Origin of the sequence: Stenotrophomonas sp. GD03877, assembly GCF_029840555.1 — a bacterium.
GTDB lineage: Bacteria > Pseudomonadota > Gammaproteobacteria > Xanthomonadales > Xanthomonadaceae > Stenotrophomonas > Stenotrophomonas geniculata.
On the sequence record NZ_JAOCCT010000026.1, the window covers coordinates 57,280 to 79,277 of the forward strand.

At 66.7% G+C, this 21,998-nt stretch carries 20 protein-coding genes; 6 read left to right on the plus strand and 14 right to left on the minus strand.

What is annotated here, in order from left to right; all coding sequences use genetic code 11:
* The first annotated feature begins 14 nt into the window (after nt 1-14).
* Nucleotides 15-986 carry a bile acid:sodium symporter family protein gene (locus N5D20_RS17725; protein WP_279914764.1) on the plus strand — a complete coding sequence of 324 codons (972 nt, stop codon included), beginning with the start codon at nt 15-17 and terminating at the stop codon, nt 984-986.
* A 116-nt stretch (nt 987-1,102) separates the two neighbouring features.
* On the opposite strand, the gene cyoE is transcribed toward N5D20_RS17725, so the two are convergent.
* From cyoE to N5D20_RS17745, 4 genes are read right to left on the minus strand one after another with little or no spacing between them, the layout of a single operon-like run.
* Nucleotides 1,103-1,996 (minus strand): heme o synthase, encoded by an 894-nt coding sequence (cyoE, locus tag N5D20_RS17730; RefSeq protein ID WP_043400039.1) that lies wholly within the window; start codon nt 1,994-1,996, stop codon nt 1,103-1,105.
* 4 nt (nt 1,997-2,000) lie between these two features.
* Entirely contained in the window at nt 2,001-3,164 is a 1,164-nt protein-coding gene (locus N5D20_RS17735) for a COX15/CtaA family protein (protein ID WP_279914765.1), read from the minus strand.
* A gap of 10 nt (nt 3,165-3,174) precedes the next feature.
* A complete protein-coding gene (locus N5D20_RS17740; protein ID WP_026347289.1) occupies nt 3,175-3,744 on the minus strand; it encodes a hypothetical protein in 570 nt (189 codons plus the stop codon).
* A 13-nt stretch (nt 3,745-3,757) separates the two neighbouring features.
* Nucleotides 3,758-4,495: an SURF1 family protein gene (locus N5D20_RS17745; RefSeq protein ID WP_049454539.1), complete on the minus strand. Its 738-nt coding sequence runs from the start codon at nt 4,493-4,495 to the stop codon at nt 3,758-3,760.
* Nucleotides 4,496-4,552: 57 nt separating this feature from the next.
* Between N5D20_RS17745 and N5D20_RS17750 the strand changes: the two genes are divergently transcribed.
* Entirely contained in the window at nt 4,553-4,771 is a 219-nt protein-coding gene (locus N5D20_RS17750; protein WP_010484233.1) for a twin transmembrane helix small protein, read from the plus strand.
* Between the two features lie 20 nt (nt 4,772-4,791).
* Here N5D20_RS17750 and N5D20_RS17755 read toward each other — a convergent pair whose 3' ends face one another.
* Genes N5D20_RS17755 through N5D20_RS17780 form a run of 6 tightly spaced genes read right to left on the minus strand, consistent with a single transcriptional unit; the run spans nt 4,792 to nt 9,606 of the window.
* Nucleotides 4,792-5,667, minus strand: a complete 876-nt coding sequence (locus tag N5D20_RS17755) for a cytochrome c oxidase subunit 3 (protein WP_005412024.1) — start codon at nt 5,665-5,667, stop codon at nt 4,792-4,794.
* 13 nt (nt 5,668-5,680) lie between these two features.
* Nucleotides 5,681-6,271: a cytochrome c oxidase assembly protein gene (locus tag N5D20_RS17760; protein WP_019336368.1), complete on the minus strand. Its 591-nt coding sequence runs from the start codon at nt 6,269-6,271 to the stop codon at nt 5,681-5,683.
* Complete coding sequence (locus N5D20_RS17765) at nt 6,268-6,486, minus strand: hypothetical protein (RefSeq protein WP_010484236.1); 219 nt, start codon at nt 6,484-6,486, stop codon at nt 6,268-6,270. The genes N5D20_RS17760 and N5D20_RS17765 overlap by 4 nt, the downstream gene beginning before the upstream one ends.
* Nucleotides 6,487-6,494: 8 nt before the next feature.
* Nucleotides 6,495-8,102 (minus strand): cytochrome c oxidase subunit I, encoded by a 1,608-nt coding sequence (ctaD, locus tag N5D20_RS17770; RefSeq protein WP_005407790.1) that lies wholly within the window; start codon nt 8,100-8,102, stop codon nt 6,495-6,497.
* A gap of 59 nt (nt 8,103-8,161) precedes the next feature.
* A complete protein-coding gene (gene coxB / locus N5D20_RS17775; protein WP_029379934.1) occupies nt 8,162-9,118 on the minus strand; it encodes a cytochrome c oxidase subunit II in 957 nt (318 codons plus the stop codon).
* 11 nt (nt 9,119-9,129) lie between these two features.
* Nucleotides 9,130-9,606: a DUF2244 domain-containing protein gene (locus N5D20_RS17780; RefSeq protein ID WP_004153894.1), complete on the minus strand. Its 477-nt coding sequence runs from the start codon at nt 9,604-9,606 to the stop codon at nt 9,130-9,132.
* 274 nt (nt 9,607-9,880) lie between these two features.
* On the opposite strand from N5D20_RS17780, the gene putA reads away from it, so the two are divergent.
* Entirely contained in the window at nt 9,881-13,099 is a 3,219-nt protein-coding gene (gene putA, locus N5D20_RS17785) for a bifunctional proline dehydrogenase/L-glutamate gamma-semialdehyde dehydrogenase PutA (RefSeq protein WP_279914766.1), read from the plus strand.
* 115 nt (nt 13,100-13,214) lie between these two features.
* Here putA and pnuC read toward each other — a convergent pair whose 3' ends face one another.
* Entirely contained in the window at nt 13,215-13,814 is a 600-nt protein-coding gene (gene pnuC, locus N5D20_RS17790; RefSeq protein ID WP_279914771.1) for a nicotinamide riboside transporter PnuC, read from the minus strand.
* A 112-nt stretch (nt 13,815-13,926) separates the two neighbouring features.
* Nucleotides 13,927-15,276, minus strand: a complete 1,350-nt coding sequence (locus N5D20_RS17795; protein WP_010484240.1) for an outer membrane protein transport protein — start codon at nt 15,274-15,276, stop codon at nt 13,927-13,929.
* 228 nt (nt 15,277-15,504) lie between these two features.
* Between N5D20_RS17795 and N5D20_RS17800 the strand changes: the two genes are divergently transcribed.
* Nucleotides 15,505-16,197 (plus strand): rhomboid family intramembrane serine protease, encoded by a 693-nt coding sequence (locus N5D20_RS17800; protein WP_010484241.1) that lies wholly within the window; start codon nt 15,505-15,507, stop codon nt 16,195-16,197.
* A gap of 83 nt (nt 16,198-16,280) precedes the next feature.
* On the opposite strand, the gene N5D20_RS17805 is transcribed toward N5D20_RS17800, so the two are convergent.
* Nucleotides 16,281-17,765 carry a S41 family peptidase gene (locus N5D20_RS17805; protein ID WP_279914767.1) on the minus strand — a complete coding sequence of 495 codons (1,485 nt, stop codon included), beginning with the start codon at nt 17,763-17,765 and terminating at the stop codon, nt 16,281-16,283.
* A gap of 108 nt (nt 17,766-17,873) precedes the next feature.
* The gene (locus N5D20_RS17810) at nt 17,874-19,172 is read right to left on the minus strand and encodes a peptidoglycan DD-metalloendopeptidase family protein (RefSeq protein ID WP_279914768.1); all 1,299 of its coding nucleotides are present in this window, start codon (nt 19,170-19,172) and stop codon (nt 17,874-17,876) included.
* A 95-nt stretch (nt 19,173-19,267) separates the two neighbouring features.
* Here N5D20_RS17810 and N5D20_RS17815 point away from each other — a divergent pair, with 95 nt between their 5' ends.
* Together N5D20_RS17815 and N5D20_RS17820 are read left to right on the plus strand one after the other, a co-directional pair.
* Nucleotides 19,268-19,930: a hypothetical protein gene (locus N5D20_RS17815; protein WP_019338882.1), complete on the plus strand. Its 663-nt coding sequence runs from the start codon at nt 19,268-19,270 to the stop codon at nt 19,928-19,930.
* 86 nt (nt 19,931-20,016) lie between these two features.
* Nucleotides 20,017-21,726, plus strand: a complete 1,710-nt coding sequence (locus tag N5D20_RS17820) for a M28 family metallopeptidase (protein ID WP_279914769.1) — start codon at nt 20,017-20,019, stop codon at nt 21,724-21,726.
* Nucleotides 21,727-21,998: the final 272 nt, after the last annotated feature.

The following is a 21,998-nucleotide window of genomic DNA, read 5'->3' on the forward strand; positions in this document are numbered from 1 at the left end:
GGACTCTGCCCACCATGACCCGCTGGTGGTCGCGCCTGCGACCGGACAACTTCACCCTCGCCCTGCTGTGCACCGTCGGCCTGGCCTCCCTGATGCCGATGAAGGGCGCCGCCGCCATCGTCCTCGATGATGTCACCACGGTCGCCATCGCCGCGCTGTTCTTCCTGCACGGCGCGCGCCTGCCGCGCGAGTCGATCATCGGCGGCATGCTGCACTGGCGGCTGCACCTGACCATCCTGGCCTGCACCTTCATCCTGTTCCCGCTGCTGGGGCTGATGTTCAAGCCACTGTCGGGCTGGCTGCTGACCCCGGAGCTGTACCTGGGCGTGCTGTTCCTGTGCACCCTGCCGTCCACCGTGCAGTCGTCCATCGCGTTCACCTCGATGGCGCATGGCAACGTACCGGCAGCGGTGTGCAGTGCCTCGCTGTCGAGCATCCTCGGCGTGTTCCTGACCCCGCTGCTGCTGACCGCGCTGGCCGGCACCTCCGGCGGCGTGCACGATCCGCTGCATGCGATCGGCGGCATCATGCTGCAGTTGCTGGTGCCGTTCGTGGCCGGCCACCTGCTGCGGCCGTGGATTGCCGGCTGGGTGGAGAAGCAGCGTGCACTGCTGCGCTACACCGACCAGGCCACCATCCTGCTGGTGGTGTACTCGGCCTTCGGCGAAGCCGTCACCGAGGGCCTGTGGAGCAAGACGCCGCTGCTGTCACTGCTGGCCGTGGCCGTCGTGGCCGCGGTGCTGCTGGGCATCGCCATGCCGCTGATCACCTTCATCGCCCGCCGCCTGCGCTTCAACCGCGAGGACGAGATCGCCATCGTGTTCTGCGGCTCGAAGAAGAGCCTGGCCACGGGCGTGCCGATCGCCAAGGTGTTGTTCGCTGGTGGCAGCCTCGGTGCCATCGTGCTGCCGGTGATGATCTACCACCAGATCCAGCTGATCGTCTGCGGCGTGATCGCACAGCGGTATGCGCGGCGCAAGCCCTGACGCGACGAGGAGAACATCCACGCATGGTGTGGATCTACTGTAGAGCCGAGCCCACGCTCGGCTGCTCTTCCAACCACCCCTCAGCCGAGCATGGGCTCGGCTCTACAGGTGGCGCTTTACAACCAGGGCAGGATCCAGTGGTCCACCAGCAGGAAGGCGAACAGCGCCATCAGGTAGACGATGGAGTAATAGAACATCTTCATCGAGAACAGTTCGTCCGGCGGGTCCAGCATGCGCCAGGCGTACCAGAGGAACACGGCGTTGAGCACGATCGCGCCGCCCAGGTAGAACGCACCGCTCATGCCCACCAGGTACGGCAGCAGGCAGACCAGTGCCAGCACCACCGAGTACACCATGATCTGCTTGCGGGTGTGCACCACGCCATGGGTCACCGGCAGCATCGGGATTTCGGCCTTGGCGTAGTCCTCGCGGCGGAAGATCGCCAGTGCCCAGAAGTGCGGCGGCGTCCAGATGAAGATGATCAGCACCAGCAGCGACGAGTACGCCCAGTCCGACGAACCCTGCATGCCGGTCACCGCAGCCCAGCCCAGCATCGGCGGCATCGCGCCGGCCAGGCCGCCGATGACGATGTTCTGCGAGGTCGCGCGCTTGAGGTACACGGTGTAGATCACCGCATAACCGATCAGCGAGGCGAAGGTCAGCACCGCAGTGATCAAGTTCACCCACAGCACCAGGATGGTCATCGACAGCACGATCAGCAGGCCGGCGAACACCAGCACCTGCCACGGCTTGACCTTGCCCACCACCAGCGGACGCCACGAAGTGCGCGCCATCTGCGCATCGATGTGCGCATCCAGCAGCTGGTTGATCGCGGCCGCGGCCGAGGCCGCCAGCCAGATGCCGAGGAAACCGAGCACGCCGGCGCGCACCTGCTCCCAGCTGGGCACGCCGGGGATGGCCAGGACCATGCCGACCAGGGCAGTGAAGACAATGAGGGCGACGACCTTGGGTTTGGTCAGGTCCCAGTACTGGCGGTAATTGGAAAACATGGAATCAGTCCGGGGCACGCAGGCGGGCCAGCAGGCTGACCAGCACGAACAACAGGGCAACGGCCACGCCGTTGTGGGCCACCGCCACTTCCAGCGGCAGCGCCAGCTTCACATTGAGGATGCCGAGGGTGACCTGCAGCACCAGCAGCGCGATCAGCGCACTGGCCCAGCCACGCATGCTCGGCAGGCGGAACAGGCGCACGCCCAGCCACAACAGGTAGACGGCCACCACCACCGCGAACAGGCGGTGCGCCATCTGGATGGCGATACGCGAGGCACCATCCAGCACGCCCCCCTCGTAGTCCACGCCGATGCCGCGCCACAGGGTGAAGGCTTCGACGAAGTTGTGCTGCGGCCACCACTGGTTGGCGCAACGCGGGAAGTTGTCCAGCGAGGCGCTGCCGCCGCCGCAGGCCAGCGCCGCGTAGTTGGCGCTGACCCAACCGCCCAGCGCGATCTGGGTGACCAGCACTGCTACGCCGATGCGCAACAGCCACTTCAGCTTCGGTGCTTCGGCCAGGGTGATCGGCATGTGCGTTGCGCGCCAGGCCATCCACACCAGCAGCGCGAACATCAGCATGCCGCCCAGCAGGTGGCCCATCACCACGATGGGTTTCAGCAGCAGGGTCACCGTCCACATGCCCAGCAGGGCCTGGAAGATCACCACCGCCAGGGTCAGCAGGGCAGCGCGCGCCAGGTCGATGTTGCTCCAGCGCAGCGCCGCGATCAGCAGGATCGCCTCGCCTATCAGGGCCAAGGCGCTGGCGGTGCCGTGCCAGCCCATCATGTACAGCGGTATGCCGGCGGCCACCAGTACGCAGGCGGTCACCACCGCCGTGCTTCCGAATCGCCGCTTGCGCGTGGCCAGCAGCGCCAGGGTCAGGATCTCGATGCCCAGCGCGCCGGCCAGGAAGCGATGCACCTGCTCACGCCAGGCCTTGTGGGTTTCCAGCGGGCGGATCTCCGCCGCCGGATGGCCGATGGTCTCTTCCACGTGCTGCGGCCAGGTGGCCTGTCCATAGCAGGTCGGCCAATCCGGGCAGCTCAGGCCGGCATCGGACAGGCGCACGAAGGCGCCGAACATGATCGTGCTCGCGGTCATGATCATGGCGAACCACGCCAGGCGGTGGAAATTGCGGTGCAGCGCCGGACGCGCGGAAAGGCTCATCAAACGGGACTCACTTCAGTTTCAGCAACGTGGCCATGTCCTTGCGCAGGCCACCCAGGTCACTGCCGGGGGCATGGCGCATGATCACGAAGCCGTTCGGATCGATCACGTAGACCGGCAGGCCAGCCGGATCGTCGACGCCGGGCAGGGCCGCGCGCAGTGCTGGCGACGGTGCCAGCGGCCGCAGCGCGGGCAGCGAGGCGATCGACGCCGGTGGCGTTCCCAGCCACAGGATTTCGACATTATCGGCGTTATGGCCGAACAGCTGCCACACCTTGCCCAGTCCCTGCGACAAAGTGACGCACTGCGCGTCGCAGACTCCGGCCGGCGCCACCAGCAGGCGCCAGGTACGGGCCTCGGGATTCCACGGATAAGGCTGGCCGCTGGCCAGGGTCGGCGCCTGCTGGCGCAGGTCCACCGGCGGCTTCAGCAGCTGGCCTGCATTGCGGTGCCCGGTGGGCTGCCAGCCGGAGAAGCGCAGCACGGCAGCCAGCGCCATCGCCCCGAAGAACACGGCAAACAGCAGTACCAGGGTCCGGCGGCCAGAGCCGCGCGCCTGCGGGGACGTAGCAGTGTTCATGCGGGGCATTTTCTCATGGTTGGGTACGGGATGCCGGTCGTGCCACGGCGCGCCTCCTGCGCCACTCCAACACCAGCGCAACGACGAGCACGGTCAGGGCCAGACCGAACCACTGCACGGCGTAGCCCAGGTGACGCTGCGGCGGCAAGGTGTTCGGCAGCAGGTCCAGATCACGTTCGTCGCCGAAGGGCAGCGCCGGGTCCAGGCGCAGTACACGATCGGGAAGTGACTGCACCCCCAGCGCCCGGGCCAGGCCTCCGGCCGGCAACCGGCTGGCCAGCCAGCGGCCCGCTTCATCGGTGGTGGAGAACGCCGGGCCCAGTGCCAGTCCCGCTGACGGCGGCGGCGCCAGCAACCCACGTACGGCCACCGGCGAAGGTGGCGACGGCACATCCGGCAGGGTGCGATCAGGCGGCAGCGCGCGCCATCCCAGATCGACCAGCAACACACTGCCCTCGTCACTGCGGAACGGGCGGTAGATCTTCACGCCGGCACGGCCGTGCCGGGTCTGGTTATCCAGCAGCACCACGCCGGGCAGGAAGCGACCGTGGTCGGCCACGCCGTGCAACGCACCGGGCGCTGCCAGCGCCTGCGCCAACGACAGTACCTGCGCTGCGGCTGGACCCTGTGCATCCAACATTGCCTGTTTGGCATGCATGCGCTGCAGCTGCCACAGCCCCAATGCGGTGAAACCGGCCATTGCCAGCACGGCCAGCAGCCATCCGAGCACGCGCGTGTGCTGGCGCATCATGACAAGTCCGCGCAAACGCGGTCAGATAGGCACATCCACCCTGCCCTCGAGCCGCGCATGAGTGATTCGCTGAAGACCCTGCTGGTAATCGCGTTTCTGATCGTCATCGTCTGGAATCTGGGCGCCGGCCTGTATTACCTGCTGGTCGACCGCGGCCAGACCAAGCGCACGGTCAACGCACTGACACGCCGCATCGGGGTGTCGGTGGCCTTGATCGTACTGGTGATCGTGAGCATCTACATGGGCTGGATCAAGCCGCACGGCATCGGCGGCTGAGGCCACCGATGCGTGCGCGGTCAAAGCACGTAGACGAACATGAAGAGCATCAGCCACACCACGTCGACGAAGTGCCAGTACCATGCGGCGGCTTCGAAACCGAAATGGTTGTCGCGGGTGAAGTGTCCCTTGGCCGAACGCAGCCACATCACGATCAGCATGATCGTGCCCAGCAGCACGTGCGCGCCGTGGAAGCCGGTCAGCATGAAGAACGTCGAACCATAGATACCCGAGCCGAGCGTCAGGTTCAGTTCCTTGTAGGCGTGGATGTACTCTTCCGCCTGCAGGGTCAGGAAGCCGAGGCCGAGCACCACGGTCAGGCCCAGCCAGATCAGCAGCTGGCGGCGGTTGCCGGCCTTCAGTGCATGGTGGGCGATGGTCAGGGTCACGCCGGAGGTGAGCAGGATCAGCGTGTTGATCAGCGGCAGGCCCCAGGCCGGGATGGTCTGGAACGCACCGCCGATCGCCGCCGGGCCATTGGTCGGCCATCCTGCCGAATAGCCCTGCCAGAGCAGTTCGTTGGTCATCACCCCGCGGCCTTCGCCGCTGAGCCACGACAGGCCCAGGTTGCGGGTGTAGAACAGCGCGCCGAAGAAGGCGCCGAAGAACATCACCTCGGAGAAGATGAACCAGATCATCCCCATCCGGAACGAACCATCGACCTGGTGGTTGTAGTTGCCGGCCTGCGACTCGCGCACCACGTCGCTGAACCACCAGAACAGGGTCAGCACCAGCATCGCGATGCCGATGTAGAACGTCCAGCGTCCCCAGCTGGCATCGTTGAGCCAGCTGGCCACGCCCACCATGGTCACCATCATCGCGATGGAACCCACGAACGGCCATTTGCTCTGGGCCGGGACGAAGTACACGTTGGCGTCGGTCGGTGTCTGGGCCATGTCGGTATCCGGGTCAGGGTGCGGCGTGCGCGCCTTCCGAGGTGGCGGCCGGAGCCAGCCGATCGGACAGCGCGTCGTTGCGGTAGAAGGTGTAGGACAAGGTGATCGTCCTGATCTCCGGCGGCAGGTCCGGATCGACGATGAAGCGCACCGGCATGTCGCGCTTCTCGCCGGCCTGCAGCGTCTGCGCGGTGAAACAGAAGCATTCGGTCTTGCTGAAGAAACCCGACGCGCGCGCCGGTGCCACCGAAGGCACCGCACTGCCCACCACCGCCTGCTGGCTGTCGTTGCGGGCGAAGTACAACGCTTCGTTGAGCTCGCCGGGCACCACGTCCATGGTCAGCTGCTCGGGGTGGAACGACCAGGGCAGGCGCGAGTTGACGCCGCCATCGAACTCCACCCGTACGGTGCGCTTGCCGGACGCGGCACCGGCACTGGCTTCGCTGCCGGGGCCGCGCTCCAGTCGCACGCCGAACACCTTCTCGCAGGCGATGCGATACAGCGGCACCAGCGAGAACGTCAGCAGGAACACCGCCACCGCCACGCCGATCAGGCGCGGCAGCCCGGCACTGCGTGAGGTCGCGGTGGCCGGTGCGTCGCTCATCGGCCGATCACCCCACTGAGGATGAAACCGACGTAGACCAGCACAGCGATGGCGCCGACCCACATCGCCGTGCGCCTGGCGCGCCGGCGTTGCTGTTCGATGCCGTTTTCCGGGGCGTCGCCCGGGCTGTTGTAGAGCCGAGCCATGCTCGGCTGCTTTTCGTCAGCCGAGCATGGCTCGACTCTACAGATCTGCAGCGGGCTCTCGTTATGCATGCCCCACCTCAGTGCGTGATGTCGTCATGCGCCAGATCCCCCGGACGGATGGTCGGCGGCGTGGTGAAGGTGTGCGCCGGTGCCGGCGATGGCAGCGTCCACTCCAGCCCACGTGCGCCTTCCCAGGAACGCGCCTCGGCCTTCTCGCCATTGCGCAGCGAGGACAGCAGGATCGCGGCCATCATGAACGGCGTGACGAACATGCCGAACGCACCGATCGAGCTGATCAGGTTCCAGTCGGCGAAGGCCACGCTGTAATCGGGAATGCGGCGCGGCATGCCGGCCAGGCCGAGGAAGTGCTGCGGGAAGAACAGCAGGTTGACGAACACGATCGACCACCAGAAGTGCACCTTGGCCCACTTCTCGCTGTACATGCGCCCGGTCCACTTCGGCCACCAGTAGTACACCGCGGCAATCAGCGCGAACACCGCGCCGGTCACCAGCACGTAGTGGAAGTGGGCGACCACGAAGTAGGTGTCGTGGTACTGGAAGTCGGCCGCCACGATCGCCAGCATCAGGCCGGAGAAGCCACCGATGGTGAACAGGATGACGAAGGCCACCGACCACAGCATCGGCGCCTCGAACGTCAGCGAGCCGCGCCACATGGTGCTGACCCAGTTGAACACCTTCACGCCGGTCGGGATCGAGATCAGCATGGTGGCGAACATGAAGTAGATCTCGCCACCCAGCGGCATGCCCACGGTGAACATGTGGTGGGCCCAGACGATGAACGACAGGAATGCGATGGCGGCGGTGGCGTACACCATCGCCTGGTAGCCGAACAGCGGCTTGCGGCTGAAGGTCGGGATGATCTCGCTGACCACGCCGAAGGCGGGCAGGATCATGATGTAGACCTCGGGGTGCCCGAAGAACCAGAAGATGTGCTGGTACATCACCGGGTCACCGCCACCGGCGGCATTGAAGAAGCTGGTGCCGAAGAACTTGTCGGTCAGCAGCATGGTCACCGCGCCGGCCAGCACCGGCATCACCGCAATCAGCAGGAAGGCGGTGATCAGCCAGGCCCAGCAGAAGATCGGCATTTTCAGCAGGTCGATGCCCGGCGCACGCATGTTCAGCACGGTGGCGATGATGTTGATCGCACCCATGATCGAACTGATGCCGGCCACGTGGATCGCGAACACGCTGAAGGCCACGTTGTAGCCGCCCTGCAGCGACAGCGGCGGATACAGCGTCCAGCCACCAGCCGGCGCACCACCGGGCAGGAACAGGGTCAGCAGCAGCAGGCTGAAGGCCACCGGCAGCAACCAGAACGACCAGTTGTTCATGCGCGGCAGCGCCATGTCCGGCGCGCCGATCTGCAGCGGGATCATCCAGTTGGCCAGGCCCACGAAGGCCGGCATCACGCCACCGAAGATCATCACCAGCGCATGCACGGTGGTCATCTGGTTGAAGAACTCGGGCTTGACGAACTGCAGGCCCGGCTGCGCCAGCTCGGCGCGGATCACCACGCTCATCGCCGCACCGATGATGAACATGATGAAGCTGAAACCGAGGTACAGCGTGCCGATGTCCTTGTGGTTGGTCGAGAAGAACCAACGCTCGAAGAAGCTCTGGTGGTGATGGTGATCGTCGTGCCCAACTGCCGAGTGCGCCATTGCAAAACACCTCTCAGAATCGGTTGTCACCACGGCCGCGAGCGGCCGCGGGCTTTACATCACGCGCCGCTGGCTGCGGTGGCAGGTGCGCTGCCCGCTTCTGCAGCAGCAGGCGCAGCCGGTGCTTCGCCCGCCGGTGCAGTCGGTTCGGCCGGTGCCGCAGGTGCCGCCGGCGTGGCAGGCGCCGCAGGCTTGCGCTGCGCCAGCCACTGCTTGAAGTCTTCCTTGGACACCGCCTCGACCACGATCGGCATGAAGCCGTGGTCCTTGCCGCACAGCTCTGCGCACTGCCCGCGGTACACGCCGGGCTGCTCGATGCTGGTCCAGGCTTCGTTGATGAAGCCGGGGATGGCGTCCTGCTTCCAGCCCAGCGCCGGTACCCACCAGGCGTGGATCACGTCGTCGGAGGTGATGACGAAACGCACCTTGGTATCGACCGGCAGCACCAGGCGGTTGTCGACATCCAGCAGGTAGTGCGGATGGCTCTCGCGGGTCGGCACGACGCCGCTCTGCCGCACACGGTCGGACTCGCGGTCCAGCCGGCTGGTGAAGGTGACGTTCTCGCCGAGGTATTCGTACTTCCACATCCACTGGTAGCCGGTGACCTTCACCGTCATCTCGGCATCGCGGGTGTCGTACATCTTGATCAGGTTGGCCGTGGCCGGCCAGGCCATCACGATCAGGATGATCACCGGGATCACCGTCCAGATCACCTCGGCCTTGGTGTTGTGGCTGAAGGTGGCGGCGACCGCGCCCTTGGATTTGCGGAACTTGAACATGGCGTAAGCCATCGCCCCGAACACGATGACGCCGATCACCGTGCAGATGATCAACGACAGGTTGTTCGATTCCCAGGCCAGGCGCGAGGTCTGGGTCACCCCCTTGCCCATGTTCAGCTGCCACGGCTTGGGATCGGCCGCCTGGGCCCAGGCCAACGCCGGCATCAGTCCCCCGGTCGCCAGCACTGCGGCAACCGCGTTCACGCACTTCGTGCCCCACCTGCTGCTTTGCTTCATTGCCTAGACCCTTAGCGTCGTCGGTTGCCGCCATCGCTGGCGGCGAGCAAGCTTTCAAGTGTCTCTGCAAGCGTCTGACGTTCGGCCGGCGCGAGGAAACTCCCCACCTCCACCTGCCGGCCGCTGGATGCCAGCCGGACCCTCTCATCGTCGGTGAGCAGGCGCACCCAGTGGGGGTGGGCCCGGAACACCGGCGATCCACCGGGTACGGGAATGACCTCCACGTACGCCGGCACTACCCGGATCTCCTCCTGCCGTTCTCCGCTGCGCCACAAGGCACGCAGCGCCGCCGCCAGCACCAGGCTGTACAGCAGCGCGAACAGGGGGGCGAATGCATTGCCGGCCAACCACCCGAGGGCGGACACCAGCCACATCGCACCCGACAACACGGTGAACAACAGGACGAACTGCCGGGCATCGAGCGCCCGTGGGGGACGCAGCCGCAGCTGCGTACCTGACCCATCCGGAGCTGGAAGCACCTCGATCATGTCGCAACCGCGTTCCTGCCGCGGGAAACGTCTCGATGGTAGCCCCGCCCTCTCGCCGGTAGCAAGGGTGCATTCACACTTTTTCCCATGCTGCAACACAGCATGAGGTCGGCGACACAAATGACGAATTCAGCACAAATTCTTCCGAGCTTGCTGAACACGCTGAATCCACCGCAGCTAGGGGCTATCAGCACTTCATCAAGGTGGCTGCGGGGCACTTCCGGAACCCGCAAAAATGATTAAAATCGCCAAGTTTTCCACTGGCCGGACCGGCATGAACGCACCTTCCTCCTCCCCTGCCGCCCACGACGCTCCGCGTCCCGGCGCGCTGCTGTCGCCGGAACTGCCGGCGCCCCCCAACCCGTTCCGCCAGGCCATCACCGATGCCTGGTTGAAGGACGAGGCCAGCCATGTGCGCGAGCTGCTGGCCCAGGCCCGCCTGCCCGCCGACGAGCAGGCTAGGGTGCAGGCGCTGGCCGCCGACCTGGTCGGCCGCGTGCGCGTGCGTGCCAAGGACCAGGGCGCGATCGAAGCCTTCATGCGCCAGTACGACCTGGGCAGCGAGGAAGGCGTGCTGCTGATGTGCGTGGCCGAGGCGCTGCTGCGCATTCCGGACCAGGACACCGCCGACAAGCTGATCCGCGACAAGCTGGCCGATGCCGACTGGGAAAAGCACCTGGGCGGCAGCGACTCGGTGCTGGTCAACGCCTCCACCTGGGGCCTGATGCTGACCGGCAAGCTGGTGCAGATGAACGACGCCACCCGCGCCGATGCCCCCAGCGCGTTCAAGCGCCTGGTCGGCCGCGTGGGTGAGCCGGTGGTGCGCCTGGCCGTGCGCCAGGCCATGAAGATCATGGGCCACCAGTTCGTGATGGGCCGTACCATCAGCGAAGCGCTGGCGCGCTCGCACAAGGGTGACAACGCCAGCTACCGCTACTCGTTCGACATGCTGGGCGAAGGCGCGCTGACCATGAAGGACGCGCTGCGCTACCTGGAAGACTACCGTCGTGCGATCCACGCCATCGGCGGCGATCACAAGGCACGCGGCGGCCGTCCGGACGGCGACGTCAACAACGCCCCGGGCATCTCGATCAAGCTGTCGGCGCTGTACCCGCGCTACGAGCACGCCAAGCGCGAGCGCGTACTGAAGGACCTGGTGCCGGGCGTGCTGGAACTGGCGCAGCTGGCCAAGAGCTACGGCATCGGCTGCACCGTCGACGCCGAAGAGTCCGACCGCCTGGAACTGTCGCTGGACATCATCGAGCAGGTGTTCTCCGATGCCTCGCTGTCCGGCTGGGATGGCTTCGGCGTGGTCGTGCAGGCCTACCAGAAGCGCACCCCGTACACGATCGACCACCTGGCCGACATGGCGCGCCGCGCCGGTCGCCGCCTGCAGGTGCGCCTGGTCAAGGGCGCCTACTGGGATGCCGAGATCAAGCGCGCGCAGATCGAAGGCTATCCGGGCTACCCGGTGTTCACTCGCAAGCAGAACACCGACGTCTCCTACCTGGCCTGCGCCAAGCGTCTGTTCACGCATGCCGATGCGATCTACCCGATGTTCGCCACGCACAACGCGCACACCATCGCCGCGGTGCGCAGCATCGCCAACGGTGGCGTGTACGAACACCAGAAGCTGCACGGCATGGGTGACGATCTGTACGCCGAAGTGGTGCCGGCCGACCGCTTGAACCTGCCCTGCCGCGTGTACGCCCCGGTCGGTTCACATGAAGACCTGCTGCCGTACCTGGTGCGCCGCCTGCTGGAAAACGGCGCCAACTCCAGCTTCGTCAACCGCATCACCGACGAGCGCGTGCCGATCGCCGACCTGATCCGCGATCCGGTCGAGATGGTGTCCTCGTTCGAATCGATTCCGCATCCCAAGATCCCGCTGCCGGTTGACCTGCTGCGCAGCCAGAACCACGACAGGAAGAACTCCATGGGCGCCAATCTCGCCAACGACAACGAACTGCGCGCCCTGGCCGAGCAGATCAACGCGGCTGTGAAGCCCTGGCAGGCCGCCCCGCTGGTACCGGGTGCGAACCCGGCCGGCGCCGCGCTGCCGGTGACCAACCCGGCCGACACCCGCGAAGTGGTCGGCCAGTGGCTGGCCGCCGACGCTGCCACCGTGCAGAAGGCCCTGGCCAATGCCGTGGCCGCGCAGCCGGCCTGGAACCGCACCCCGGCCGCCAGCCGCGCCGCCATCCTCGAGCACGCCGCCGACCAGCTGGAAGCGCGCATGCCGGAGTTCATGGCGCTGTGCGTGAAGGAAGCCGGCAAGAGCCTGCCCGACAGCATCGCCGAAGTGCGCGAAGCGGTGGATTTCCTGCGCTACTACGCCAAGCAGGCACGCGAGCAGTTCAGCCACGCCGAGAAGCTGCCGAGCCCGACCGGTGAATCCAACGAGCTGCAGCTGCACGGCCGCGGCGTGTTCGTCTGCATCAGCCCGTGGAACTTCCCGCTGGCGATCTTCCTGGGCCAGGTGGCCGCTGCACTCGCCGCTGGCAACAGCGTCATCGCCAAGCCGGCCGAGCAGACCAACCTGATCGGCTACTACGCGGTGAAGCTGCTGCACGACGCCGGCGTGCCGGCCGAGGTGGTGCAGTTCCTGCCGGGCGACGGTGCCACCGTCGGTGCCGCGCTGACCGCCGACCCGCGCGTGGCCGGCGTGGCCTTCACCGGCTCCACCGAGACCGCGCGTGCGATCAACCGCGCGATGGCTGCACGTGACGCCGCGATCGGCGTGCTGATCGCCGAAACCGGCGGCCAGAACGCCTTCATCGCCGACTCCTCGGCGCTGCCGGAACAGCTGGTCAAGGACGCGATCGGTTCGGCCTTCACCTCCGCCGGCCAGCGCTGCTCGGCCGCGCGCGTGCTGTTCGTGCAGGACGACATCGCCGACAAGGTGATGACCATGCTGGCCGGTGCGATGAAGGAGCTGAAGGTCGGCAACCCCGGCCTGCTGTCCACCGACGTCGGCCCGGTGATCGACGCCGATGCACTGAAGATCCTGCAGGACCACGCCGAACGCATGGACCGCGAAGCGCGCCTGATCGCTGCCGCCGAGCTGTCCGCCGAAGCCGCCAATGGCACCTTCTTCGCACCGCGCGCGTACGAACTGAAGGACCTGGGCCAGCTGCAGAAGGAAGTGTTCGGTCCGGTGCTGCACGTCATCCGCTGGAAGGGCGACCAGCTCGACGCGGTGATCGACCAGATCAACGCCACCGGCTACGGCCTGACCCTGGGCGTGCATTCGCGCATCGACGAAACCGTTGATCGCATCAGCAACGGCGTCCACGTCGGCAACGTCTACGTCAACCGCAACCAGATCGGTGCGGTGGTCGGCGTGCAGCCGTTCGGCGGCCAGGGCCTGTCCGGCACCGGTCCGAAGGCCGGCGGCCCGCACTACCTGCTGCGTTTCGCCACCGAGAAGACGGTGACGGTGAACACCACCGCCGCAGGCGGCAACGCTTCGCTGCTGACCCTGGGCGACTGATCGCCCGGTTGATGCGGCAAACGAGAAACCCCGCGAAAGCGGGGTTTTTTGTACTTTGCCTGTAGAGCCGAGCCCACGCTCGGCTTTCCTGGCGCAGCCGAGCATGGGCTCGGCGCTACAGGGAGTCAGGTGCCGTCGTGGCCTCGGCCTGCATCAGATTGCGCCAGTGCCGGAGGGCGACCAGTGCGTTGATCCAGAAGCCCACGTACAGGATCGAGGTCAGATGCAGGCCACGGCTGTAGTACAGCGGCACCGCGACGGTATTCACCAGCAGCCACACCCACCACGATTCCAGCTTGCGCCGCATCATCAGGATCTGGGCGATCACGCTCAGCACCAGCACCGCCGAATCGATGTAGGGCGCGTAGGCGTTGGTCAAGCGGGTCAGCATCCAGCCGTAGCCGAAGGTCGCCACCACCGCCAGTGGTGCCAGCCACGCCCAGGCACGCGGTCGCAATGAGGTGATCGGCAGGGGTGCACCGTGGTCGCCGCGCAGCCACTGCCACCAGCCCAGCACGCTGATGGCGATGAAGAAGAACTGCAGCACCATGTCTGCATACAGGTGAGAGCGCTCGAACACCGCCGCGAACAGCGCGCAGCCGACGATGCCCAGCCACCAGGTGTGCACGTTGTTGCGGCCGGCCAGCAGGATCGAGCCGGCGACGGCGATGTTGGCGGCCAGCTCCAGCTGGAAGTTCGGGTCGGACAGGTTCATCGCGCTATTGTCGTGGATCCACGCCATGCGTGGATGCCCCAAACCAGCTCCGCAAAAAGAAGGCCCCGCTTGCGCGGGGCCTTCCGTGTACTGCGTCAGGCCGAGGCCTGGATCAGAACTTGTACTGGAACGAAGCAGCCAGCACGTCGCCACGGACCTTGTACTTGCCCGACAGCGAGTTGCCCTGGTTGGCAGTGGTCGCACGCACGTTCACGTTCGGATCGCTGGTGAACAGGTGGGTGTAGCCAAAGTTCCACTCGGTGTTCTGCGACGGGGTCCAGCCCACACCCAGCGACAGCCACTTGCGGCTGGTATCCGGCACGCGGACGTCGCGGTGGGCGTCGGTGGTCGGGGTCTGGTCCAGCGCAACACCACCGCGCAGGGTGACGGTGTCGCTCAGCTTGTAGTCGGCGCCCAGCGACACGAAGGTGGTGTCGCGGTAGCCGAACTCCAGGACCGAATCCGCCTGCGGCGAAGCGTAGTCGACGGTGACGCTGTCAAAGGCGGTCGACCAGGCGGTGCGGGTCACGTCGCCCATCACGGTCCAGCGGTCGTTGACCTTGTGGGTCACGCTCAGGGTGGCCGAGGCCGGCATGGTCACCGTGGCCTTGCCGCTGGTGTCCATGAACCAACCGCGGGTACGCGGCGAGTTGGTCAGCAGGGAACGGGCGCGGTCGGCGCCGCTGAAGGTCGCATCACCACCGGTGATCTTGTGCTCGACCTTCGAACGGTAGCTCAGGCCGATGTGGGTGTTCTCGTCGATCGAGAACAGGCCACCGACGGTCCAGCCCACGGCATTGTTGTCACCCTCGATCTTCAGGGTGCCATCGGCGCTGCCCGGGGCGAAGCCCGGAGCGCCGGCACCGGCCAGGATGCTGCCGTAGTCGACGGCGTTGCTCAGCTCGATGGTCAGGTGTTCGACGAACACCGACGCGCCGAAGGACACGTACGGGTTGACGTCATACGACGCGGCGAAGCCGAGGTCGATGGCCTTCAGATCGGTCTTCAGGCCGCTGTAACGACCGACCCAGCCGTTGTCGTATTCGGTCTTGAAGCCGAACGGTGCGGTCAGCGACACACCGAAGTGGGCCTTCTCGCCGATCGGCATGTGGAAGTACGCGGCCGGAACCGGAGCGATCATGCCGGCGTCGCCGCCGTCACCACCGGTCTGCGGACGGCCTGCTGCATTGCGGCCCTGGCCCTTGAACTCGGCCTTGAAGCTGATGGCGCTCAGGTCGCCCTGGACCAGGGTGCCATCGAGCTGGCGCATGCCGGCCGGGTTGACGGCGATGATGGAGGCGTCGCCTTCGGCGCTGCCGGAGCCGGCGAACGCGCGGCCCAGGCCCTTGGCGCTGTTTTCCTTCAGCTGGAAGGCAGCGGCATTGGCGTCGGCAGCAGCCAGCGCACCGGCAACGCCGACGGCCAGCAGGGTCAATCGGGCAATGGTGGAAGCGGTTTGCATCGTAGTTCTCTCTCTCCGGTAAGCGGTGATGGTGCTCTGAGTGCGCCTGCGCCCGGCGGGCCTTGGGGCCCTTCGGAGCGCGCCGGATTCCCCTCCCGACATACGACGCCGTATGCGAGTATTACCCAGACCTGTTAATGAAACAATAACAGCGCAGGCGCTTTTTTCGTCTCAAAAGCTGAACAGGACAATCCCCGCCGTAAGCGCCCTCACGCTAGGCTAGTGCCCATGTTCGTCTCCCTCCCGTCGCGCAAGAAGGCAGCCCTGCGCTGGGCCACGCCCGTGCTGTTTGCGGCACTGTGGCTGGCGTTCCTGTGGTCGATCTCGCGTCCGGATGACGCCCGGGGCAGCCTCTGGCTGGACTGGGGCGCCCTGTCCACCGGCCTGACCCACCCGCTGGACTGGTGGGCGACCCTGCAGGACGGCAGCGTGCTGCGCCTGTTCACCGCCCTGTTCCTGCACGCGGACTGGTCACACCTGCTGGGCAATCTGGTGTTCCTGCTGATCTTCGGCCTGCCCGCCGAACGGGTGCTGGGCCCGTGGCGCCTGCTGCTGCTGTTCCTGGTCGGCGGTGCGGTGTCCAATCTGGTGGCCATCTACACCATGGGCAGCCCGGACCAGATCATCATCGGTGCCAGCGGTGCGGTGTCAGCGCTGATCGGCGCCTATCTGGCCCTGTTCCCGGGCGCGCGGCTGGGCGTGGTGATCCCGCTGGGCCTGTTCTTGGAGTTCGTGCGCGCCCCGGCCTACCTGCTGATCGGCGTCTGGGCCGCCCTGCAGGTGGTGTTCGCCCATATCGGCCCAAGCTTCGGCATGGTGGCCTGGTGGGCGCACATCGGTGGCTTCCTGTTCGGCCTGCTGTACGGCGTGTACGTGCGCGCCGCGATCGCACGCCGCCTGCGCAAGCGGCACGGCTTCTGAACCCCTGGGGTGCCGGCCGCTGGCCGGCGTCACGCTCACCCGCTCGTTCGTAGATCAGTCGAGCACGGCTCGACGCTACAGAATCAGGGCTTGGCCGGAGCCGGTGCGGGCTTTGCTTCCGGCTTTGCTTCCGGCTTTGCTTCCGGCTTTGCTTCCGGCTTTGCTTCCGGCTTCGCTTCCGGCTTCGCTTCCGGCTTCGCAGCTGTGGCCTTCGCGGCCTTCGCCGCATCCGCTTTCGCCGCTTCGGCCTTCAAGCGTGCAGCCACCGAACCCGGATTCTTCAGTTCAGCCAGCGCGTCGTTGATCGGGCCATCGCCCGGCAGTACGGCGCCGGCGTGGTAGCCCTCGGTGCCTTCGTCGTCACCGCGCAGATGGCCCGGCAGGGTCGCTTCGCTGTAATCGCTCAGGCTGGCCGGCAGCGCCTCGTCTTCCGGGCGCGCCGCAGGCTTCAGTTCGACCTCCGGCACGATGCCGGTGGCCTGGATCGACTTGCCGCTGGGCGTGTAATAACGCGCGGTGGTCAGCTTCACCGAATCACCGTTGTCCAGCGGCAGCACGGTCTGCACCGAGCCCTTGCCGAAGGTGCGGCTGCCGACCACGCGGGCGCGCTTGTTGTCGCGCAGTGCGCCGGCCAGCACTTCCGAGGCACTGGCCGAACCCGCGTCGACCAGCACCACCACCGGTGCGCCCTTCAACAGATCGCCCGGGGTCGCATCGAAGCGTGCATCGCTGATGCTGATGCGGCCGCGGGTACTGACGATGTTGCCCTTGTCGAGCAGGTCGTCGGCCACCTGCACGGCGGCGGTCAGCAGGCCACCCGGGTTGCTGCGCAGATCCAGCACCAGGCCCTTGAGCTGGCCACCGGACTGCTTCTGCAGCTGCTGCACGTGCTTCTGGAAGTCCGAACCGGTGTCGGCCTGGAACGTGCTCAGGCGGATATAGCCATAGCCGGGTTCCAGCAGGCGGCTGCGCACACTGGTCACGCGGATGGTCTGCCGGGTGAGGCTGACATCGAAGGGTTTGGGCTTGCCTTCGCGCACGATGGTCAGCACCACCTTGCTGCCGGCCGGGCCGCGCAGCGGTTCGCTGGCATCGATCGCGCTGATCGGCTTGCCGTCGATGGCGATGATCAGGTCACCGGCGAGGATGCCGGCCTTCGCCGCCGGCGTGTCGTCGATCGGCGAAATCACCTTCATGCTGGCGTTGTCGGGCTGCTGCTGCAGCTCCACGCCGATGCCTTCGTAGGCGCCGCTGGCCTGTTCGTCGAACGCCTGCGCGTCTTCCTTGTTGAAGTAGGTGCTGTGCGGATCGAGGTCGAGCAGCAGGCCACGCACCGCGGCCTGCATCAGCTTCTTGTCATCGACCGGATCGACGTAGGCGGCCCGCACTGCGTTGTAGACGGCCACGAAGCGGCGGATGTCCTCCAGCGGCACCTTCGAGGTCACCGCCTCCTCGCTGCTCGCTGCCTGCCCGCCGGTTTCCTGGCTCGGGGCGGGCGCGGTCTGCTGCGCCCAGGACAGCGCTGGCAACAGGGCCAGCAAGAGGGTGGCGGTACGGGCTGCGCGCATGGATCACTCCTGTCGACGGTGGCATGGTGCCCAAGGCACATGCACCGATTATGCGCGAAGCACAGCTAAATTCCCGTTGAATCCGCCCTGCACGCGGAAGCGCTGGATTCAGCGCCGCTGCAGCCAGCTGTCAGGGTTCACCGGCTGCCCACCACGACGCAGCTCGAAATACAGCGCGGTGACGCCCTGGCCGCCGGAATTGCCGACCTTGGCCACCGCATCGCCACGGCTGACCCGCGCGCCGGCATCCTTGAGCAGGGTGTCGTTGTGGGCGTACAGGCTCATGTAGCCGTTGCCGTGGTCGACGATCAGGATCATGCCGTAGCCGGTCATCCAGTCGGAGAACACCACAGTGCCATCGGCCACCGCGGTGACGGTGCTGCCGGCCGGTGCACCGATCAGCACGCCGCTGCTGGTGCCGCCATCAGGCAGCTTGCCGCCATAGCGGGCCAGCAGGTTGCCGGACAAGGGCCAGCCCAGGCCACCGACCTTCGGCGCCGGTGCCGACGCCACCGCCGGCGGAACCTTGGTCGGCGGCGGCGGGCGGCCCTGCGCAGCGGCCTGGCGTGCGGCCCGCTCGGCAGCGGCCTTTTCGGCGGCGGCTCGGCGTGCAGCCGCGCGACGCTCGGCCTCGGCGCGGGCGGCGGCCGCGCGCAGATTGGCCAGCAGTGTTTCCAGCGCCTTGGCGTCCTGGCCCAGCGCCTGTTCCTTCTCGCGCTGGTCCTTGAAGCGTTCGTCCAGCGAGGCCACGGTCTTGGCGCGATCGCGACGGTCGGCTTCCAGCGCCGCCGCCTGCTGCTTCTGGTCCTGTTGTGCACCCTGCAGCTTCTGCTTGCGCTCGGCGATCTGCGCCTGCAGCGCTTCCAGTTCCTTCAGGTCGGCGGTCAGCGTAGTGATCCGCTGCGCACGCTCGCGTTGCAGGTAACGATGGTAGGCCAGGGCGCGATTGGCATCGGCTACCGTGTCCTGCGACAACAGCAGCTTCAGTGGTGCGTGGTTGCCCAGCTGGTAGGCTGCACGCAGCAGGCCGGCCAGCTCGCGATGCTGCTGGGCGAGGTTGGCCTGCAGCGTGCTGCGGCGTTGTTCGGCCTCGGCCAGGGCCCTTCCCTGCTCGCGCAGCGCGGTTTCCGTCTGCGCAAGCGCACGGCCGGTGCGGGCCACCTTCTCATCTGCCTCGCGCAGCTGCTGCGAGGCCTGGCCACGCTGGCCTTCGATCTGCCGGCGCTCCTGCGCCACGCCCTTCAGCTCATTGCGCAGTTTCTGCAGCTTGCGCTCGGTCTCGCGCGTGGTCTGCGCGGCACCCGGCAACGGCAACGCCAGTGCCAAGGCCAGCCCCAACAGCAGGCAGCGCCCGCCGCGGGCAGCGGCGATGTGATGTCGGCGTGATGGGAAGACGTTGTTGCGCAAGGGCTTTCCAGTGACTTCAGGCAGTTGCAGGGGGTACCGGGGAATGGTGACATCTCCGCACGCGGCCTGCCAGCCGCACATCCATCGAGGTCCCCATGAAAGCTCTCTCCATTCCGCTGCTGTTGGGCGTACTGCTGGCCACCGGGCCGGTCTGCGCCCAGGAGAACATCAGCAAGGTCAACGGCAGCATCAGCGCCGAACCCGGCCAGCGCTACGGCAAGCTGGACACCGTCAACGGCGGCATCCGCGTCGGCGAAGGCGTCGAGACCGGCAGCATCGACACCGTCAACGGCGGGGTGAAGGTCGCCGATCGCGCGCGCACCGGCAAGATCGAAACGGTCAACGGCGGTGTGCGCCTGGGCCGCGACGTGATCGCCCATGGCAACGTCAGCACCGTCAACGGCAGCATCTTCAGCGATCGCGGCAGCCAGATCGAAGGCGGCGTTGAAACTGTGAACGGTGGCATCGGGCTGGTCGAAAGCCGCGTCGGCAACGACGTGGAAACCGTCAACGGTGACATCACCGTGGGCATCGGTTCGCAGGTCAAGGGCGGTGTGCACGTGCGCAAGCCGAACTTCAGCGTCTCGCTGACCGCCAGCCGCAAGCCACGCGTGATCATCGGCCCGAATGCCGTGGTCGACGGCCCGTTGCAGTTCGAGCGCGAGGTGGTGCTGTACGTGCACCGCACGGCCCGCATCGGCCCGGTCACCGGCGCCGAGCCGATCCCGTTCGACACCGAAACCGCTCCGGCGGACTGAGCACACCGCGCCCATCGGTTCGGTGATACTCGCTGTTACCGGTCGTACACGAGGTACGGCCGCCCTTTGTTTTCCAGGAATCGACGATGCCCCGCAAACTCCTCCTGTGCCTGGCCGCTGCGGCCGCGCTCAGTGCCTGCAAAGGCGAAGACACGCCGGCGCCCGCGCCGGCCACCGACACCGCCGCTGCCAAGCCGGCGGCCCATGCGTTCTCCCCCGAGATCAACGCCGGCGACTTCGCCGAGATGGTCAAGACGCTGGCTTCGGATGAATTCGAAGGCCGCGCCCCGGGCAGCAAGGGCGAGGAACTGACGGTCAACTACATCCGCGACCAGATGCAGCGCATCGGCCTGCAGCCCGGCAACGGTGACAGCTGGTTCCAGGATGTGCCGATGACCGAGACCACGGCCGACGCGTCGACCGTGCTGAAGATCACCCAGGGCGGCAAGACCACCGAGCTGAAGTTCGGCACCGACATGGTGGTGGGTACCCGTACCGGCCAGGCCGAGGTGAAGGTCGATGCCAGCGACCTGGTGTTCGTCGGCTACGGCGTCGATGCGCCGGAGCAGAAGTGGAATGACTATGCCGGCCAGGACTGGAAGGGTAAGACGGTCGTGATGTTCGTCAACGACCCGGGCTTCCATGTCGATGACGCGAAGCTGTTCGACGGCAAGCGCATGACCTACTACGGCCGCTGGACCTACAAGTTCGAGGAGGCAGCGCGCAAGGGCGCCGCTGCCGCGCTGATCGTGCACGACACTGCCGGTGCCTCCTATGGCTGGGACGTGGTGAAGAACTCCTGGGCCGGGCCGCAGTACGACCTGCCGGCGAAGGATGACCCGGATGCCCGCATTCCGGTGCAGGGCTGGCTGAGCGCCGACGCCGCGAAGGCGCTGTTTGCCGGTGCCGGCCTGGACCTGACGCAGGCTTACAAGGATGCGAGCAAGCGCGGCTTCAAGCCGGTGCCGCTGAAGGCCACCGCCGCGGTCGACCTGAAGAGCCAGATCGCGCAGAAGCAGTCGCGCAACGTGGTGGGCGTGCTGCCGGGCAGCAAGCGTGCCGACGAAGCCGTGCTGTACATGGCGCACTGGGACCACCTGGGCAAGCACGAGGGTGAAACCGGCGACAACATCTACAACGGTGCGGTCGACAACGCGACCGGCGTGGCCGGCATCCTCGAGGTGGCTGAAGCGATGGCCCACCAGGAGCCGAAGCCGGAACGTTCGGTGGTCTTCCTGGCGGTGACTCTGGAAGAGTCCGGCCTGCTGGGTTCGAAGTACTACGTCTCCCATCCGACCTTCCCGCTGGACAAGATCGCCGGTGTGATCAACATCGATGCGATGTCGGTAGCCGGCCGTGCCAAGGACGTGACCGTCACCGGCTTCGGCAGCTCCGAGCTGGAGGACATCCTCAAGCCGCTGGCTGCGGCCCAGGGCCGTACCCTGCACGGTGAGACCTCGGTGCAGAGCGGCTTCTACTTCCGCTCGGATCACTTCAACTTCGCCAAGGCCGGTGTGCCGGCCCTGTACGCCGATGGCGGCGAGGACCTCCGCGAGGGTGGCGTGGAAGCGGGCCGCAAGGCCGCGGCGGACTACGGCGCCAACCGCTACCATGGCCCGAAGGACGAGTTCGACGCGGCCACCTGGAAGCTGGACGGTACGGTGGAAGACCTGCAGCTGATGTACGGCGTCGGCAAGGAACTGGCCGGTGGCGATCGTTGGCCGAACTGGTATGAGGGCAACCCGTTCAAGGCGGCCCGCGACGCGATGATGAAGGACAAGGCCCCGGCCAAGTAAGTCGGGCCATGCTCGACTGAACATCGTTGAGAGCAGAGCGGCGCCCCACGGGGCGCCGTTTTTTTGTGCGCTCCGCCATTGGTGGGTGCCAACCCTGGCCTGCTGTGTGTAGCGGCCAACCTGGGTTGGCGCCTTGGTTCCTTGCAGGGAGCATCCACGCATGGCGTGGATCTACCGCTGATCCCTCTGCTATCGGTAGTCGCCAACCGTGGTTGGCGCCGCCGCTCGCGGCGGTCAAAGAAAAACCCCGCTGCGTGAGCAGCGGGGTTTTG